Annotated in this window: 13 protein-coding genes; 7 read left to right on the top strand and 6 right to left on the bottom strand. The window is 53.7% G+C overall.

The genetic code is table 11. The features are described from left to right. Positions 1-47: 47 nt before the first annotated feature. The 3 genes from PLIM_RS13285 (at position 48) to PLIM_RS13275 (ending at position 3,090) form a co-directional block, all read left to right on the top strand. Positions 48-986, top strand: coding sequence for an inositol monophosphatase family protein (locus tag PLIM_RS13285; protein ID WP_013110840.1), 939 nt, complete (start codon positions 48-50; stop codon positions 984-986). Between the two features lie 312 nt (positions 987-1,298). Then, positions 1,299-2,162, top strand: a complete 864-nt coding sequence (motA, locus tag PLIM_RS13280) for a flagellar motor stator protein MotA (RefSeq protein ID WP_013110839.1) — start codon at positions 1,299-1,301, stop codon at positions 2,160-2,162. A 37-nt stretch (positions 2,163-2,199) separates the two neighbouring features. After that, positions 2,200-3,090: an OmpA/MotB family protein gene (locus PLIM_RS13275; protein ID WP_013110838.1), complete on the top strand. Its 891-nt coding sequence runs from the start codon at positions 2,200-2,202 to the stop codon at positions 3,088-3,090. A 188-nt stretch (positions 3,091-3,278) separates the two neighbouring features. Here PLIM_RS13275 and PLIM_RS13270 read toward each other — a convergent pair whose 3' ends face one another. The 5 genes from PLIM_RS13270 to trmB all read right to left on the bottom strand — a co-directional run bounded on the left by PLIM_RS13270 (position 3,279) and on the right by trmB (position 8,999). Then, positions 3,279-4,244, bottom strand: coding sequence for an endonuclease/exonuclease/phosphatase family protein (locus PLIM_RS13270; RefSeq protein WP_013110837.1), 966 nt, complete (start codon positions 4,242-4,244; stop codon positions 3,279-3,281). A 289-nt stretch (positions 4,245-4,533) separates the two neighbouring features. Beyond that, on the bottom strand, positions 4,534-6,207 hold the full coding sequence (locus tag PLIM_RS22940) for a kelch repeat-containing protein (RefSeq protein ID WP_013110836.1): 1,674 nt from the start codon (positions 6,205-6,207) through the stop codon (positions 4,534-4,536). A 145-nt stretch (positions 6,208-6,352) separates the two neighbouring features. Further along, a complete protein-coding gene (locus PLIM_RS24190) occupies positions 6,353-6,709 on the bottom strand; it encodes a hypothetical protein (protein WP_148227101.1) in 357 nt (118 codons plus the stop codon). A 253-nt stretch (positions 6,710-6,962) separates the two neighbouring features. After that, positions 6,963-7,841, bottom strand: a complete 879-nt coding sequence (locus tag PLIM_RS13255; RefSeq protein ID WP_013110834.1) for a DUF1559 domain-containing protein — start codon at positions 7,839-7,841, stop codon at positions 6,963-6,965. A gap of 240 nt (positions 7,842-8,081) precedes the next feature. Continuing rightward, positions 8,082-8,999 carry a tRNA (guanine(46)-N(7))-methyltransferase TrmB gene (trmB, locus tag PLIM_RS13250; protein WP_013110832.1) on the bottom strand — a complete coding sequence of 306 codons (918 nt, stop codon included), beginning with the start codon at positions 8,997-8,999 and terminating at the stop codon, positions 8,082-8,084. 213 nt (positions 9,000-9,212) lie between these two features. On the opposite strand from trmB, the gene PLIM_RS13245 reads away from it, so the two are divergent. The 4 genes from PLIM_RS13245 (at position 9,213) to PLIM_RS13225 (ending at position 12,491) form a co-directional block, all read left to right on the top strand. Beyond that, positions 9,213-9,995, top strand: coding sequence for a GDSL-type esterase/lipase family protein (locus tag PLIM_RS13245; protein ID WP_052301576.1), 783 nt, complete (start codon positions 9,213-9,215; stop codon positions 9,993-9,995). A 625-nt stretch (positions 9,996-10,620) separates the two neighbouring features. Beyond that, positions 10,621-11,187: a hypothetical protein gene (locus PLIM_RS13235; RefSeq protein ID WP_013110828.1), complete on the top strand. Its 567-nt coding sequence runs from the start codon at positions 10,621-10,623 to the stop codon at positions 11,185-11,187. Between the two features lie 151 nt (positions 11,188-11,338). After that, positions 11,339-12,049: a carbonic anhydrase gene (locus PLIM_RS13230; protein ID WP_013110827.1), complete on the top strand. Its 711-nt coding sequence runs from the start codon at positions 11,339-11,341 to the stop codon at positions 12,047-12,049. 10 nt (positions 12,050-12,059) lie between these two features. After that, the gene (locus PLIM_RS13225) at positions 12,060-12,491 is read left to right on the top strand and encodes a hypothetical protein (protein WP_013110826.1); all 432 of its coding nucleotides are present in this window, start codon (positions 12,060-12,062) and stop codon (positions 12,489-12,491) included. Positions 12,492-12,526: 35 nt separating this feature from the next. Here the strand turns inward: PLIM_RS13225 and PLIM_RS13220 are convergent, their stop codons facing one another. Beyond that, positions 12,527-16,675 (bottom strand): oxoprolinase family protein, encoded by a 4,149-nt coding sequence (locus PLIM_RS13220; RefSeq protein WP_013110825.1) that lies wholly within the window; start codon positions 16,673-16,675, stop codon positions 12,527-12,529. Positions 16,676-16,995 lie beyond the last annotated feature (320 nt).

Genomic DNA, 16,995 nt, shown 5'->3' with positions numbered 1-16,995 from the left:
ACTGAAGACAACTTTCCCATCGATATTGCTCAATAAGGCGACGCTCCATGCAGTCTGAGTTTCTGATCAATGCGCTGAGTGTCCACCTTCCACCCATTTTGCGCTGGGCAGGTGCGATTGGGCGACGGTTACGAAGTCACAACATTTCTGTCGCCACAAAAACGACGGGAAGTGCGCTGACTGATGCACTCACTCTGGCCGATTTAACGATCCAGGAGTTGCTGGTGGCGGCTCTTCGTGATGTGGATCCGATCTTCCGGCATTGTCGAATTGAGGCAGAAGAATCAACAGGCGATCTGCATGCCTTCGCTCAGCAATCGGAGTTTGTGCTGGCACTGGATCCCATTGATGGAACGAAGCAGTATCGAGACCATACGGGGAATGGATATGCCGTGATGCTGCATCTGCGGACAGCCAGCGAAATGCTTTATTCGCTGGTGTACATCCCGGAAAAAGGTGTGCAGGGCTGGTGGGTCGAGGTAACGCCGGAACGCGTGGTGAGTGGGCCGGATGACTGGTCACGCCCCGCGACTGATGTCGTGCGAAGTCTTGTGGTTGCCGAGGCTGATCGGCCGACGACTTCGAAGAAGATCTACGTGATTGGCTTTCAGCATCGGGATGTGATCGCGGCCAGCGAGATTACGAGGTGCGGCTACGAAGGAGTCGCACCTGATGAGATGCCGGGAAGTATCTATGAACTGATGGCTTCCGGGGAATTTGCAGGCTCGTTGATTCATTCGCCGAATGTCTACGACTTTCCGGTTTCGATGCAGATTGCGCGGTACTTTGGTGGGAATGCCTGCTGGACAGATACCGGCGAGCCGGTCCATTTTCGTGAGACGTGGCTGGATGAAAAAGCCGATATGATTCGTTTACCACGGGTCGTGGCCTGCGCGAATGACCCACAGATTCTGGCAGGGCTGATCAATCTCGCGAAGTCGTGGCACCCTGTGCGTTACCGGCCCGGTGATTCACTGGTGGAGTAATCACCCAAGGGCAGCATCTCGGATCTCTCTTCCCTGCATCTGGAAGATCGTGCGCTGGCTCTGTGCCCAGCATAATCCGCAGAATCGCTGCACGTGTTAAACAGTGAATTGATACTACAACAGGGCATTTCACTGCCAACTCGAATTTGCGGGGCGAGTTCCTGCATTTCCTGCCACTGATCAGGCTTCGGCCTTCCGATCAAAGAGGCGGTGAGTTCTCTCGACGGGTTCGCCCATTGAGCCATCCGACAGCCGTCGTTCTCTTTGCCATATCGTTCCCGAAGGTGCCCTCAGCGAGCGGAATATCGCGGCATGTTTGTGATTATTGGATTCATCGTTGTAACTGGCTGCGTGCTGGGCGGCTACACATGGGCTGGTGGCCATGTGGAAGCTTTGATCCACCCCTCCGAAGTGCTCACCATTGGTGGTGCTTCGCTCGGGGCCATGCTGGTCATGGGCAGCCCCAAAATCCTCAAAGATCTGATCAAGTCGATCATCGGGGCACTTAAGGGGAGCCCGTTTAATAAGAAAGCGTACGGTGATCTTTTCAAGCTGTCTTATGATCTCCTCAAGACGGCTCGAAAAGATGGCTTACTCGCACTAGAGCCTCACCTGAACGATCCTCACGAAAGCAAGATTTTTTCGAAGTATCCCCGGCTCCAGAAGGATCATCATTTTACGACCTTTCTGTGTGATGGACTGTCTTCAGTCGTGGAGGCCAGCATGAGCCAGGAACAGCTCCACGACCTGCTCCAGAAGCAGATTGCTGTGATGGAAGAAGAGCATCATCAGGCCGTTGGAATTCTCGCCAAGAGTGCCGACGCGATGCCCGGCTTCGGGATTGTGGCTGCCGTGCTTGGAATTGTGATCACCATGGGTGCCATTGATGGCCCTGTGGAGGAAATTGGTCACAAAGTGGGTGCGGCTCTCGTCGGTACCTTCCTCGGGATTCTCGCCTCGTATGGCTTTATGGCTCCACTGGCAGCACGCATGGATCTTCTCGGGAAATCTGAGATGGATTTCTATCGCACAACAGCGGCGATCATCGAAGCCGCCATTGGTGGTGCTGCACCTAAGCAGATTATCGAACAGGCCCGTCGAGTCGTCTGCAGTGAAGCCCGCCCCGAGCGTGTCGAACTGGAAAAAATGCTCAAAGAAGCCGATGCAGCAGCGTGATTCCAGTCATTTGAGTCAGTTTTCAGGAGATTGAACGATGGCTGGTGGTGGCGGAGGAGCATGGAAAGTTGCCTATGCCGACTTCGTCACCGCGATGATGGCGTTCTTTCTCGTCATGTGGCTGGTGGGCCAGAGCAAAGAAGTGAAAACGGCTGTGGCGCACTACTTTCAACCGCCACCCGGTGCTGCTGCCGCCGAACTGGATCCCGATGTGGAGCCATCGCTCTTTCCGCCGCGTGCAGAACTGAAGATTTTCCACGACATCGAAAAGACGCGAAACGTGGGGACAATGGTTCTCTTTGCCGAAAAAGCCTACGCACTCGATGAATCGGCCATTAATCAGCTTGAAGCATTGCTTCCGGATCTGCTGGGGAAACCCAATAAGATTGAAATTCGGGGCCACGCATCTCGCCGCGAACGTGCCGACACTCAAACGAAAGAAGATCCCTGGCAATTGTCGTGGATGCGCAGTCAGGCTGTTAAAGATTTTCTGGTGAGTAAAGGTGTTGAACTTGGTCGCTTGCGGCTCAGCCAGGATGGTGCCGAAGAACCCTATAGTGCGAAGAAGCTCGATGCTGAACATCAGGCCCAGAATGCTCGTGTCGAAGTCTTTTTGATTGGTGAGCTCGCTCGCAAATATCGAGAAAGCCCAGACGAGCCGGGCGGTTTCTTTGGCAAGGCTGATCCGTCACAGGTTCCACCTGGACAAAGCCTGCACGCGAAGCCCAAGACTGATAGTCACGCACCCGAGAAAGCCGCGGGTCACGGTTCATCGGGGCATGGCTCTTCAGGCCACGGTTCATCGAGCGGCCATGGAGCGAAAAAGGAAGCTTCTGGGCACGGTTCTTCCAGTCATGGTTCCAGCAGCCATGGGGCGAAGACGGAGACCAAGAAAGCGGAGCCTAAGAAGTCGTCGGGTCACCATTGATCTCAAGCAATCAATGAATGCTGCATCCTGCGTGCCATGCCTCGCGGCTTTGAGCGAGCATGTCTGATGCCCATTCCCGAAATCGATGGCCTGTTGAGGGGTAGTCGAGCATGCTTGCCCAGAGCTGCAAGCATGGCACACTGCTGCAAGCATGGCACATAGAGCGCTCTTATTTCATGCATAGCGTATCACTTGCCCGTCAGTTCAACAGCACTCACCACAGAGCGATGATCTGAAGGGTAGGGGATGACGACCACATCTGCCGCCTCTTTCGATTCGCCCAGGACTTGCGAACTGAGGACTTTGCCACCTCCCTGACGCATCAGCACAAAATCAATGCGATCGTGGCGATCTTTGGGATCGGTGATCTTCGTGAGCGGTGTCCACGTGATTCCGGGTGCAGTGACCGGATCGGGATGGGCTTCGCGGTAGGTGTCAATGAAGCCTGTCTCTGCCATCATGCTGGTCGATGGCCATTTCACAGCGATCGGGCAGCGGCCAGCCTTTTGAGCTGCTGCTGTCCAATCCCAATGCGATGGCTCATTGAAATCGCCAGTCACAAAAACTGTAGCGTCAGCGGGAACTGTGGCTTTGATATCCGCAATCAGACGCTCGACCTGCTCACCGCGGGCCTTTTTCGCGAAGTCGATCGCTTCCTGCTCGGTCTTGATAAACGGGTAATCACCATAAGGAATATTCAACAACTGATAGGGCTGGTACGGAATATACATGAGGTGGGCATTGAACAAATACAGCTTCGTACCACTGGGATGTTCAATTTCGACACCCCATTTTCCCGGTGAGGCTTTGCCAATGGGATAGCGGCTCAAAATCGCTGTGCCTCCACCCTGATCGAAGTAATTCCAACCGAGGATCTGGGCAATCTCCTTGGCTCGATCAGGCCGAGGTTGTCCGCCGGTCGCATAGCCACGCGTCTCCTGCAATCCCACCAGATCGGCCCGGGCTTCACGAATCACCTTGGCGGTCTGTTCCAGCGGTTGCTTCCCGGCATCACCTCCATGCCACAAGTTGTAGCTCATCACACGCACCACGGGTGATTCAGCCTGAGTCACCGTAGAGGAGAGGAGTAGCCAACTGAAACCTGCGATGAATAAAGACTGCTTCAGTAATCTCGAAATCGACTGCCCATTCATGAAAGCATTCCTCAGAAAACATCTCAGGCCAGAGATTCAGCCTGCCATCAACCCATAGCGTTAGAAGACAACAGTGCCTTGAGTCAATCCAACAGGCTCAATGTCCTACCAAAGTTCTTCCTGGGGGAACACCAGTTTTGATCACAATTTTCAGGCACTGGCAGGAAATTCATTAAAGTTGCATGTGCTCTCAATCAATAGGATTTACCGGCTATCCGTTCAAACAAAAAACCGTTCGACAACCGTGGTTGTCGAACGGAATCAAAGGTGAATCGATTACAAATTCAACCTACTTGATGTCAAAGACTTCCGTGGTTTTCGCTTTGCCGGCTTCCATGCTGGCTCCACCCACAAACACCAGTTGATGCTGGTTGATGGGGAGCATGCGATGGAAGAAACGGGGTTTCTCCAACTGGTAGACCTGATCCCACTGGGAACCATCGGCGGAGAGCTTATAGACTTTGCCCGACATCACACTCACGAAGAGATGCTGATTGATGGCGAATGAAGAGTTGCCAAAGCCTTCCATTCCTTCGCCAGGTAGAGCAGGTCCTGAACTCCATGAATTTGTCGCAGGATCGTAGATGGCAACTTCTGTCGTCGGGCCACCCTGATTTTTCATCCCACCGATCACATAAAGCTTCCCCTGATGCTCGGCGAGGGAAAGTGCTCTGCGCAAGAACGGTGGATTTGCAATCGGCTGCCAGACAGGAGGATTTGCCGAAACGTCACACTTCCAGGCTGTTTCGTGCCACTGTGCTTCCTTGCCACCCCCATTGAGATTCCAGCCACCGACGACATAGATCGTTTTACCGATCACAGCAGCATCCAGCGAAGAGCGTGGCTCAGGAAGTGCCGGCAATTCGATCCACTGCTTAATGGCCGCATCCCAGCGGGCAAAATCGCTGGTGCTTTTGAGAACTTCCTTCTCTTCCTTGCCGTTATCAGCAATAAAACCGCCCATGCGGTAAAGGTCATTTCCCACGGCGACCATCGCCAGACCAGTTCGCTCTGGTCCTTCTCCGACCACTTTCCATTCGGAAGGCTGCTTGACGTTCAGCGCCAGCAGTTCACGCGATTGATCTTCTTTCGCGTAATGATGGGCACCCCCTGCATGGCCTCCGTAGACATAGACCACATCGCCCACGACAGCTCCACCAAAGCTGGTGATGCCGCGAGGAAGTTCAGGTAAGGCCTTTGATACGGCGGGTTGAGTCACTTCAGCGGGCGGCTTGATCAAGAGTGAAGTTGTGCTGTAGATCCGAATGGACTTGTATTCTTTATCCCCCAGCTTGCCTGGTTCTTCCAGCACTTTTTTGACGCGAATGGAATAGAGTCCGTTGGCCAGTGTTCCCAGGGCGAGTTCTCCCTGAGCATTGGAAACACCTTCTTTGCTGGCCGAAAGATCGCCACCATCGACAGTCACTTCAATCCCTTCGGCTGGCTGGCCTTGCCAGAAGGTACGCAGCAGGAAGCCGTCGCCTGAGCGTTCGGCGACAACTTCCAATGGCAATACCGCCGCATCGCCAATGACCTTGCCACCTTTGCGGTTGGCAATCGTTTGTGAGCGACCGCAGTATCTCAAGAGGTAGGGTTCGGCTCCACCTTTCGACATGACGCCGTAATCGAGAAAGACTCCGGCGTTGGTCGATTTGGGTGAGAAGGTGGCTTCCAGAGAATTTTCCCCTTTTTCAAACTTGAGGGGACTCACCTTGACGGCATCATCGTGGAGGTTCGCTTCCCAGAGCTTGGCCCCGAGGATTTTTTCCAGGAGTGCCGGATTATCAGGGGCAGCTTCTTCGGAGAAGTAAACATGCACCTTGCCATCGGCTGACTGGTTGGCATCCACAACCCACAGAAAATGGGCTTGAGCAATCAGCGGAACCGCGAGGTTCATTGCTAAGGTGGCGATTACGATTCCCCCACTGCGAAGGCCAGCGAAGAGGTAACTACGAGTCAACATGGATATGCACTCCCTTTTGGAGGTGGAAACAGTAAACATCAATTGATTGTGGACTCGTCGAGGGGTTATGCCCACAATTCATGTAACGAACAAAGATCGCGTTGTTCCAATCGCAGTGGGTCAACTTAGCCTGTAGTTATTGCAACTAATTTGCAATAGTGATTTTAGCCGGTTCGCCCTTTGAGCCAAGTTCAAGCTTCAGTCGGTTGCTGCCTGTGAGCGAGACATTGAAAAACAGCTTTGAATTACGGCGAAAAGCGGCAGGGATCTTCACTTGATCGAGTGAGAATGGTTTGCCTTGAGCTGCTTTTGATCGTTCTATGGCCTCGGCTTCGTCCACTTGATTTGGCAGGATCATGATCTGGTTTCTACCGGGAAAAGGTCCATTGGTATGTGGTAACGAAAACCTGCCGCCGATGATATTCGCCGTGGCTGTTTGGGGGGCCTGCGTATCAACAGAGACAAACGCGATGCTGGCGCCATCAAGTGGTTGCCCATCCATCAACACTTCGCCTGAAATCTCGCACCGCAACGGATCGGGCGTGGCACTGGCGCTCTGCTGACAACCCAGATGACTGACCAGACTCAAAAAGAGAAATGTCAGAAACCCACCATGAATCCAAAGCTTTAGGCTGGCGGCAATTCTGCTCTTTGGAAGTGGAATCGTCGTGGCTGCTTCCTCGTTTGAAGTTTCGTGCCGCGTGGTACCTAAGGCATAAGCATTAAGAACCCAAAGCGGCTCGCGTTGAGCAGGATTAGAACTCACTAAGCACCTCGCCTCCTGCTCTTGTGGCCAGGCCGTCGAGAAGTGATTTATCGATATTGTAGCTGATGAATCGGACAGAACCGTCTCCCAGCGCGAAGTGGAGGCCGCCGGTATGGTCGCTACGCCACATGCCGGTGGTTGTGCCCGTACCGACAACAACACCGATGGGGTAGGCCGTTGTGCCGGTTGTCATGCTGGCATAACCCAAGCCCCAACGATGATTGCCCCAGCGGGGTTGTCCTGATTTGGCGGGGCAACTGGATGCTGAGGATGTCCACAAATATTCGGCAAGCCGGAAGTTGAATTCTCCAATAAGAAGAGTGTTGGAAAGGCCATCGGTGATGTCGCGAAAGGGGATGCCTCCGACTGTGACATTCACATCGTCATGGGCGAATGTTCCGTTGGAACCGGAGCCACGCAGCAGGGAACCTGCGCTGACGCCATAACTGGTGGGGGCACCGACTTCACCGGGACAGCCAGGATCGGGAACTTCTCGCGGCAGAACCATCGTGGGACAGAGGAACGCGGGGATCCTCTGGTTGATCACCGCCACATTCACTGGATCGGTGTAATAGCGACTGAAGTCGTACTTGTTGTAGGCGTTCGCCTGATCGATGTATGGCAGTGTGGCTGTGAAGGCACTCTTCAACTGATTATCGAACCCCGGTGGCAACCGGTTAGCGACATCGTGATAGTTGTGCATCGCCAGTGCGATCTGCTTCAAATTATTGCGGCACTGCGTTCTCCGGGCGGCTTCCCGGGCCTGTTGGACGGCTGGGAGGAGCAGAGCGATGAGAATGGCGATGATCGCAATCACCACCAGAAGTTCGATCAACGTAAATCCGCGTCGCGGCAGCAAATGTCGCATAGAAATCTCCAAGCCCAAGGCCTTTGAAATGAAAGGCTCACTTCCCCATGAAGTGATGACCTCACAGGCTGGCTGGGAGAATCTCCTGGCTGGCAGAAATCTGAGACTGAGTCTCAATGTCAGTATTATTCATACTGGCAGACTTTTCGCAACTGTCGCTTTGAAAAATCTGCGATCTCCTGGATAAAAGAGTCGCAACTGTTGACCAAACTTGTGGTTACAAAAATAGATTTTTCGCGGCTAAAGCGACTGTTCCTCGCGATCCAGCGCCAACAGCCGACGATCTGCATTGAAAGTCGGGACGGGGAGGGCACTCGCTTTCTCAAAAGCAGAGGCGCGATCCAGCCCTTCTTTCCGTGTGGCGACACCTCGAAACACCGGTAACCCGCGTTTTGTCGCCAGAATCTCGCGGCGTGTTCTGCCGCGCGGTGCATCAGGCCATGGACCGGGGATCGCCCTCAACTCAAAGAATGCAGGAACTACCTGTTCCATGTACTGCCAGTAAGCCGGATGATCTGTCTGCAGGATCAACTCGCCTCCTGGCACTAACGCCTGATGGGCCATGGCGAGAAACTCAGGCGTCACCAGTCGCTTGGCAATCAGGTGCTCTTCGTAATAGGGCTGTGGGTGATAGATGCAGATCTTCGATACAGAACCTGGGGGCACGAACTGTGCGAGCAGTTCCTTCCCACCAATCACGGCAAATCGAAGATGCCCCAATCCTCTTTGGTTGGCACGCCTTGTCGCATAGCGAATGACGACGGGCAGGATATCAACACCCAGGTAACAGAATTGAGGCTCGACAATCGCGTGCCACAGCGTACTGCGTCCGTTGCCGCAACCGAGATCGAGCACCACACCCTGCTTCTGTTCCAGCGTCAGTCCAAACACTTCATGCCAGTTCAATAGACCGGAAGATGGAAGGGTTTTGATGGCTGTTTTGACCCACTGGTCAGGGGGAAGAATCTCACCGGGGATGGGAATGCCGAACTCTCGCTCAATCCGCCGACTTTTTTCGGGCTTTTCTCTTCGGGGCTTTCCTTCAGTGAATGCAGGCTGCTGATGGGCGAGATCCTGCACAGGCTCGGCTCGATTTTCCGAAAGCTCTGGTGGGCTTAGAGATGGCGGATTCTGTGCTGTTTCGTCGGATCCTGTCATCTCGGCCACGTCCTGATGAAGCTTTCGCACTGTTTTGTAAGGGCATGAGGGGTTAAATTCCCCCCTGCGTCCTTGAGTTTACCTCCGGGCAGGCTCATTCTGCGATGGACACCAGAAGATTGTTCTCCCGCCAGATCGACAGGAACTCATCCCATGAAAGATCTTCTTTACACACTATGCCACAATCGCCAGTCAGCATCTGGATGTCATTGGATGTCTGGTCGAACCTGCTGGTTGATGCTTTTGGGAGCCAGTGCCGTTTTGTGGCATGCCGTGGCGTACCTTCAAGTGGACGTGATGGCTGCTCCACCAACGGTCATCGACAACCCGGCCACAACCACTGCGGCACCGCCACAGACCGCCGCGGTTCCACAGGCAGAGCGATGGAACAAGGAACTCGCTGCTTTCGACAAGGAGAACACGATGCATCCTCAGCGCACGGGCGGCCTTGTTTTCTGCGGCAGCTCTACCATTCGTTTATGGAAACTCAAAGATTCATTCCCTGAATACACTCCGATCAATCGCGGGTTTGGAGGCTCCCGATATGACGATCTTGTCCGGCATGCCGAACGCATTCTGAAGCCACTCCAACCGGCTGTGCTGGTGATCTATTCGGGCGATAATGACATTGCCGCCAAGCAGTCCAGTGGAGAAGTCGTGCAGAACTTCGAGAAGTTTCATACCTGGGTTCGTACCGCATTACCCGAGACGAAAATCATCGTCTTGGGCATCAAACCCAGTGTTAAACGCTGGGAAATGATTGAATCCATTCGCGAAACCAATAGTCAACTGGCGAAAATCTGCGGCAAAGACCCCCAGGCCACCTTTATCGATACCGAAACGGTCATGCTGGGGGCGGATGGTAAACCCAACCCTGAACTGTTTGTAGCCGATGGGCTGCATATGAGCGAAGAGGGCTATCGCCGCTGGTCGCAATTGCTGAAACCTTATCTCGCGGTCATTCATCCTCCCCAATCAAGTGCGATTACCGAGTGATTCGTCTCGGGGATAAGACCTGACCATGACACACAACTTGTCGTCATCGCGCGGCCCAAACAAAGGTGATGACGGGTGGCCCGGCCAACTTGTGGCCGGGTTGTCGTGCATCGCCACGACAACAAGAAGCCGCGCCATGCGCGTGTCCTTCCACCATTTTTGACATTGGTCTTGGGTGGCACGACCCTGAAGGCTTTGCGCAAGGGCGTGGTCTTCATCGGGGTTTCTAGCGTCGAAAGTCTTCATCCGCCCCAGCAACAGAGTGTTGCCAGCACGAATGCAGCCGAGGCGTATTTTTCTGACTTTTGATCATGTTCGCTATGGCCGATGAGAATCGAACAACCTGGGGGCAAACGAGGACGTTTGACCCCAGCCACCGAGTCTTCAGTCATCCAGTCTCCAGCCAACCCACAAATCAACATGCCAGAATTCCCCCAATCGATGAAATCCCTGTGAAGATCGCATCGAGCCAATTGCGGCGTCATCTGCGAAATGTAGAGTGTGGCCGGGCCAATCTGCGAATGGCCCAGGCTCGCTGCGGTTGGTTGTCTCGCATTGGAGTGCGAGTCAACGAAATGGAGTATGGGCCAGATGGTGCGATTTCTCGCTTCTTGGGACTTCAAATATGACCTGTTTTCAACTCTCTCTGCCATTGGACTTCAGCATTGATTCTCGCAAGTTGTTGAGAGGGGCTTTGCTGGCTGTGGGTATCATGAGTCTCTGGGGTTGTGATCAGATCAATCCGCCCGCGCCGGAAGTGAAGCCAGTCATTGGCTTCAAGCGAGATGACGATGAGCCGGCACCACCACCTCAGGTGACACCACCACCCGCAGTGGTCGAAGCGCCAGCTGAAATGAAGGAACCCGAACCACCTCCGGCCCCTAAAGTCTTCACAGCTCGACTCTCCGCCTGGCGTATAGTTCCGACTCAGGAAAAGGGGGTGAATGGTCTGCTCTTCACGATCGAGTTCGAAGCGTTGGAGCATCTCAGTGAAGTCGTACTTGCGGAGGGCTCCATATTTGACAATCGCAATCAGGAAATTCGCCTGTTGCCGATTCGCGATGGAAATTTTTTCCGAATCACTAAATTTGTTCCAAAGGCCTCTGCTGCTGGAGCACCTTACTCCGCCGTTCTGTGGTGGAAAGGTGTTGATAATGGACCCTGGAAAGAAGCCGTTCGCGCCCGACTGTAAATGAGATGAGTCTCCAGATTGTTCAACAGGAAAGTATCCGGCAGAAAAAGTTGCTGAACCTGACAATTTCAAAAGCAATCAGATAGATTTACGAAATTGAATTCGTGAGTATTTTGGTGTGATTTGAAGCCTGTCAGGACCTTATCTGCCCATGAGAACCCTCTTCGCCGGTTTACATCAGTTTCATAAAGAGGTTTACGAGAAGCAGCGGAATCTGTTCGAGAAACTGAGTTCTGGCCAGAAGCCTGTGGCTCTGTTTATTGGCTGCTCCGATTCGCGTGTCGTCCCTGACCTGATCATGATGACGAATCCCGGAGAGCTGTTCATTCTCCGTAACGCCGGGAATATTGTCCCGCCGTTTGGAGCATCGACCGGAGGAGAAGCAGCCACCATCGAGTTTGCTGTTTCAGCCTTGAACGTCAGTGATATTATCGTTTGCGGGCATTCTCAATGTGGGGCCATTAAAGCGCTACTGAACCCCGCTTCGACTGAAAAGCTCCCCATGGTACGCCAATGGCTCCTGCATGCTGAAACCACGCGAAGGATCATGGAAGAAAACTATCCCGCTTTATCACCAGCCGATCGTTATGAAGTCGCCATTCAGGAGCATGTCCTCGTTCAGCTGGAAAATCTGCAGACGCATCCGGCTGTCGCTGTTAAACTCCAGCGAAATCAGATCGCGTTGCATGGCTGGATTTATCAATTGGAAACTGGCCAGGTGCATGCCTTTTCACCGAATACAGGTGTTTTTGAACCTCTAATGGGTGATAAATCGATGGACTCTGCGGCTTTGGCACAGCCAGTCACTTCGAACGTGCTCAACAGCGCCACTGGAAGCACTCCACAAAATCCTCCTGCCTGAAGGTGGCATAATGAATTCCGCTCCTCAGACGGCAGAAATTTCTGTCACAGAGACTAATCGACTGACGCCGGAAAAACTGCAGATCCGTTGGAAGGGGTTCGCACCGACAGTGGTCATCGTCAGTGGAATCGCGTTGGGTGGGCTGTATGCACTCGGTACTCGCGGCGGGACGCAAGGTCTGTGGATGATGCTGATTCTGGGTGTCACTCTGGGACTGACGATGACAGCCGCCGGGATGAGCTGGGCCGGTACCATAGCGCTGGCGGAAAATGCGAAAAAAGGTCTGCTGTTTGTGCTGTTTCCCCCTTACACACTCTGGCGTGTCATCGTTCGCTACGACATTTTCTGGCAATCGATGCTGGTCTTTGTGCTGGGGCTGATCATTTCCTTTGGCTGTGTCTGGATCGCTTCCGAAGGCTTAAAGTCACAGTTTGCCAGCTAATTCGGCAGGCACTCTTATTACTTCATGCCAGTGACTCATGTCGAGATATCGGGAGATCCCCAGCCGCCACCGCCGGGCGTGTGGATGGTGAGCAGATCACCTGTTTCAACCTGCAGGGTTGCTTTGCCCCCCAGATCGATGGTTTCGCCAGTTTGCTGGCGTGTGAGAAGATTCTGACCCGGTTGTCCCGGCTCTCCACCGGCAGCACCGTAAGGACGGAAACCCTCTCGTCTTTCCGAAAGAATGGAGACAGAAAGAGGTTCCAGAAACTCGAGCTGGCGGGTGACACCATGGCCACCTCGATACTGGCCTGCACCGCCAGAACCCTGGCGAATGGAGAAGTTTTTCACTCTGAGCGGATATCTTTGTTCGAGGATTTCAGGGTCTGTCAGACGTGTATTTGTCATGTGCGAGTGAATGGCATCTGCGCCGGGCCCTCGCGAAGTCGCCCCTGTTCCACCACAAATCGTCTCGTAGTAGCCAAAGCGATCATTGCCAAACGTGAGGTTGTTCATCGTTCCCTGGCTGGCGGCTGCGACGCCAAAAGCACCCAGAAGGACATCGACGAGCCTTTGAGACGTTTCGACATTTCCCCCCACCACAGCTGCCGCGAGCTTTGGATCGTGGTGAGCAGGAGGGTTGAGCAGACATTCGGGCAGCACAATCTCCACAGGTTCAAGCACCCCGCTGTTGAGTGGAAAGTGCGTGTGGGCTTGATCGGGATGATACCACTCGACAAGAGACCGAAGTGTGTACATCACACTGGCTGTGACAATAGCGCGGTTGGCATTGAGATTGCTTTTGAGAACAGGTCCCGTTCCTGTGAAATCGAGTTGGCAGGCAGGTGAGTTTGCCTTTTGATTCGATGAAGAATCCGATTTGAAAATGCGGCAGGTCAACTGGATCGGTGAGCCATCGTCGAGATGATCGATGAACGGGTACTCGCCGGGAGGGAGTTTCCCCAGCATTTGGCGGATCATGGTGGAGGCAATCTGCTGTAGCTGGTTCAGGCATAGCTCAAAGTGAGAGATGGATTGCTCCTGCACGAAGTCGGCAACCAGTTGAGCCCCACGGGTGTTCGCCGCAATTTGTGCCTGCAGATCGGCGAGATTTTGTTCCGGCATGCGGGATGGATAGGGGGGAGCCTTCCAGCGTGCCATCAGGCCCGCTTCATCGAGCACGCCGCCATGCACAATACGCAGATTGCTGAGCAAAACGCCTTCTTCGGCAAGACATTTCGAGAAAGGAGGCATGCTTCCCGGCACGATCCCGCCAATCTCGGCATGATGCGCCCGATTGGCGACAAACCCCGCCAGATAAGGTTTGTTGTTCGCAGTGAGTGAAGAAATGAAGACCGGACTGATCACCGTGAGATCGGGCAGATGCGAGCCACCGGCAAAAGGATCGTTGGTGAGAAAGACATCGCCAGGTTCCATGTTCGGATGAGCCTTGAGTATGGCTTTGACCGATTCGCTCATGGCTCCCAGATGGACAGGGACATGTGGGGCATTGACGACCAGTTCACCGAGCCTTGTAAAGATCGCACAACTGTAATCCAGCCGCTCTTTGACGTTGGTTGAAATCGCTGTCTGCTGGAGTTTGATCCCCATTTCGTCGGCAATGGAAGCCAGACGTTGATGAAAGACCTCAATTTCGACAGGTGAAATTTCGGGAGTTTTTTCGTTGAGCGTGGCTGCGGAAGAGTTTTCCAACTGCGGTTGTGATGGGCGGCTTGAGCCGGTCTGGGCTGCTTTCTCTGGTTTTAAAATGAGTAGTTCACCGCCGGGAAGTCGCCGGGCTTCATAACCGATATCGACAAAAGTGGTGGTGGTCGTGTCGGTGATCAGAGCCGGGCCGGCAATCACGTCATCCGATGTCAGTTGTTCCCGAGGGAAACAATCCGCCTGTTGCCAGTTGCCCGCAACCCATAGACGCTGTGCTCCCCAGCGTTGTGTCATGGGAGACTTCGACTTGTTGAATGCGGTATGAGAAACTTCATGAGCTTTCAGCACATCAGTATGGAATGAAATGCGTTCCCGGGTTGCCGAAAGTTCACCGCGCAGCGCCACCAGTTCGAGTTGAGCGGCAGGGCGGTCATATCCGTATCGAGACCGATGCAACCGGCGGAACTGGTTTGCCAGATCGCTCATCGACAGATTTGTCAGATCGTCCGGCAAGCGAATCTCCAAGACGGACTCGGCACCTGCATAACGGAGTGCGACATCCAGCCGCAAAGGTTTGAGTACCAGGCTCGGCAGATGTTCCTGCTCAATCTGTTGATGGAGATCTGCCTCCAGTTCACCAGCCAGTCTCAGGAGGTTATTCAACGTTTCTTCTGTGGCCTGACCACCACTGCTGGTCTCTTGCAATCGCTGGTAAATGGGGCGTTCGCCTCGGCGAGTCACGTTGGCCTGGCTGAGCCCATAGGCACACAAAAGCGCAGCCAGCGGATGAATGAGCACGCGTTGGATATTCAGCAATCGGGCAATACCGCAGGCGTGTTGTGGAGCGGCTCCACCAAAGGCCACCAGCAGATAATCTTCGGGTATTTGTCCTTTTTCGATGGAGATTTTCCGAATGGCACGGGCCATTGTGGCGTTGGCAATTTCGAGAAAGCCAGCCGCCAATTCCTCAATCGAGGCGATCGCCTTCATCCCTGCCTGCTCAAAATTAATGACGCTTTGCAGTTTCAAAAGCGTTTCGTGAAGTCGTTGCCTGGTCGCCTCTCGATCGAGTGGAAATGGAAACCGGGAAGTATCAATCCGTCCCAGCCACAGATTGCAATCGGTAATGGTTAATGGGCCGCCTTGTCCATAACAGGCCGGGCCCGGTGAAGCACCGGCACTTTGTGGCCCGACGACAAGTTGGCGACCGACAAGATCGCATACACTTCCGCCACCTGCTGCCACAGTTTCGATGGCCAGTCGATCACCAATCAGTTTGACTCCCGCTTTCACCCCTTCAAACTCTCGCAGAAATTCTCCCGCATAAATCGCCACATCCGTGCTGGTGCCGCCCATATCAATGCCAATGGCTTTGGAAAATCCAGCGTCTTCGGCGGCTCTGGCAAAGCCCACAACTCCTCCCGCCGGGCCACTGAGCACGCTGTCACTTCCACGGAAATTGTGGGCACTGACCAGTGTGCCGGCACTGGTCATGAGCCGCACCTGCCGGGATTGGGGAGAAGATGTTTGGTCTAGACCTCTTGAAAGACTGTTGAGATACGAACGGAGGACAGGAGTCAGATAAGCATTGAGAACCGTCGTCTCAGTGCGTGGAACAAGTTTGGGGAAAGGGGCTGTCTGATGCGACGTGCAGACTTCGATGAAGCCAGCTTCTTTTGCCAGAAGAGCAACCAGTTGTTCATGTTGGGGGTACTTCCAGGCATGCAGGAATGAGATCGCAATCGACTGTATCCCCTGCTGGAGCAATTGTTGGAGCTGCTCGCGAATCTGCTGAGCATCCGGCTGGACGAGAATCTCGCCCGCGGCGGAGATGCGTTCATCGATTTCAACCACCTGGCAGAAGAGCTGAGCCGGCTTTTCAATCTGCAAGGCGAAGAGATGAGGCCGTTCCTGTGATCCAATCTTCGGGAGATCGCCCAATCCGCGGGTGGTGAGGAGTGCCGTCTTTGACCCGTTCCGAGTCAGCAGTGCATTGGTGCCCCGAGTTGTTCCTAAAGATAGGTCAATCTCTGGCAATGGTTGCGAGAGGGGCAGGCGAAGAATCTGGCGAATCCCACAAAAGGCTGCTTCTTCGTGCGAGGTCAGTTCATAGAGTGTGCCTTCGCCGGGGATGACAGCCGAAACTGATGAATCCTGGGGCTGAATCGTGAATCTGGCAAAAAATGTCGCGTGGCTTTCACTCAAAGGTTCAGGAAATCGAATCTGTTCATGGCGAACAATTTTTGAACGGACTTGTTCCTCGGAGTGATTTCCCCAGAGGCACTCGTAGCCTGTAAAAAAATCAGCGGGAAACTGCCCCAGAGAAGCATCATCCCACTGGAAAAGTTCTGGATGGCCACGCTGGCAAACCCCTTTGATTCTGCCGGAGCTCAGTGTTTTGAGGAGTGCAGGGTGACCTTCTGGCGAAAGCGCGAGAAGATCGGAAAAAGTTCCGCCCACATCGATCCAGAATCTCCATTTCCGGTTGGTCTGGTGAACGGCGGTTATTCCCTGCTGCATCTTGCGAAGCCTTGCTCTGAGCGATGGGGATTTAATTCGTCTTGAATTTAAGCGTATCTGAGAATTGAATGTCGAATACGCACACGACAAAAAGAGGTTGGATAACGTGAAGAAAGTGGTGATCCTGAGATTTTGGAGATCACAAAGAGGTTTGTCCGGATACTGGAAACTGGCCGTTGCTTGACAGTTGTTTCCAGAAAGGAATACCATCCCTATTCGAGAAAACCAGATCGACGACAGTATCCGGGCGGTCAAAGAGCCTGTGCTGGATCGATTTGTGCTTGTTAAATCATTGTTCTGTAAATGTTTACGTCGATCGG

This window comes from Planctopirus limnophila DSM 3776 (assembly GCF_000092105.1).
Taxonomy (GTDB): domain Bacteria; phylum Planctomycetota; class Planctomycetia; order Planctomycetales; family Planctomycetaceae; genus Planctopirus; species Planctopirus limnophila.
This window is presented reverse-complemented; position numbering and strand designations above follow the sequence as displayed.

Excerpts from the sequence above, each read along its gene's own strand:
- PLIM_RS13285 (WP_013110840.1), top strand. The coding sequence starts at position 48 with ATGCAGTCTGAGTTTCTGATCAATGCGCTGAGTGTCCACCTTCCACCC.
- motA (WP_013110839.1), top strand. The coding sequence starts at position 1,299 with ATGTTTGTGATTATTGGATTCATCGTTGTAACTGGCTGCGTGCTGGGC.
- PLIM_RS13275 (WP_013110838.1), top strand. The coding sequence starts at position 2,200 with ATGGCTGGTGGTGGCGGAGGAGCATGGAAAGTTGCCTATGCCGACTTC.
- PLIM_RS13270 (WP_013110837.1), bottom strand. The coding sequence starts at position 4,244 with ATGAATGGGCAGTCGATTTCGAGATTACTGAAGCAGTCTTTATTCATC.
- PLIM_RS22940 (WP_013110836.1), bottom strand. The coding sequence starts at position 6,207 with ATGTTGACTCGTAGTTACCTCTTCGCTGGCCTTCGCAGTGGGGGAATC.
- PLIM_RS24190 (WP_148227101.1), bottom strand. The coding sequence starts at position 6,709 with ATGGATGGGCAACCACTTGATGGCGCCAGCATCGCGTTTGTCTCTGTT.
- PLIM_RS13255 (WP_013110834.1), bottom strand. The coding sequence starts at position 7,841 with ATGCGACATTTGCTGCCGCGACGCGGATTTACGTTGATCGAACTTCTG.
- trmB (WP_013110832.1), bottom strand. The coding sequence starts at position 8,999 with ATGACAGGATCCGACGAAACAGCACAGAATCCGCCATCTCTAAGCCCA.
- PLIM_RS13245 (WP_052301576.1), top strand. The coding sequence starts at position 9,213 with ATGTCTGGTCGAACCTGCTGGTTGATGCTTTTGGGAGCCAGTGCCGTT.
- PLIM_RS13235 (WP_013110828.1), top strand. The coding sequence starts at position 10,621 with ATGACCTGTTTTCAACTCTCTCTGCCATTGGACTTCAGCATTGATTCT.
- PLIM_RS13230 (WP_013110827.1), top strand. The coding sequence starts at position 11,339 with ATGAGAACCCTCTTCGCCGGTTTACATCAGTTTCATAAAGAGGTTTAC.
- PLIM_RS13225 (WP_013110826.1), top strand. The coding sequence starts at position 12,060 with ATGAATTCCGCTCCTCAGACGGCAGAAATTTCTGTCACAGAGACTAAT.
- PLIM_RS13220 (WP_013110825.1), bottom strand. The coding sequence starts at position 16,675 with ATGCAGCAGGGAATAACCGCCGTTCACCAGACCAACCGGAAATGGAGA.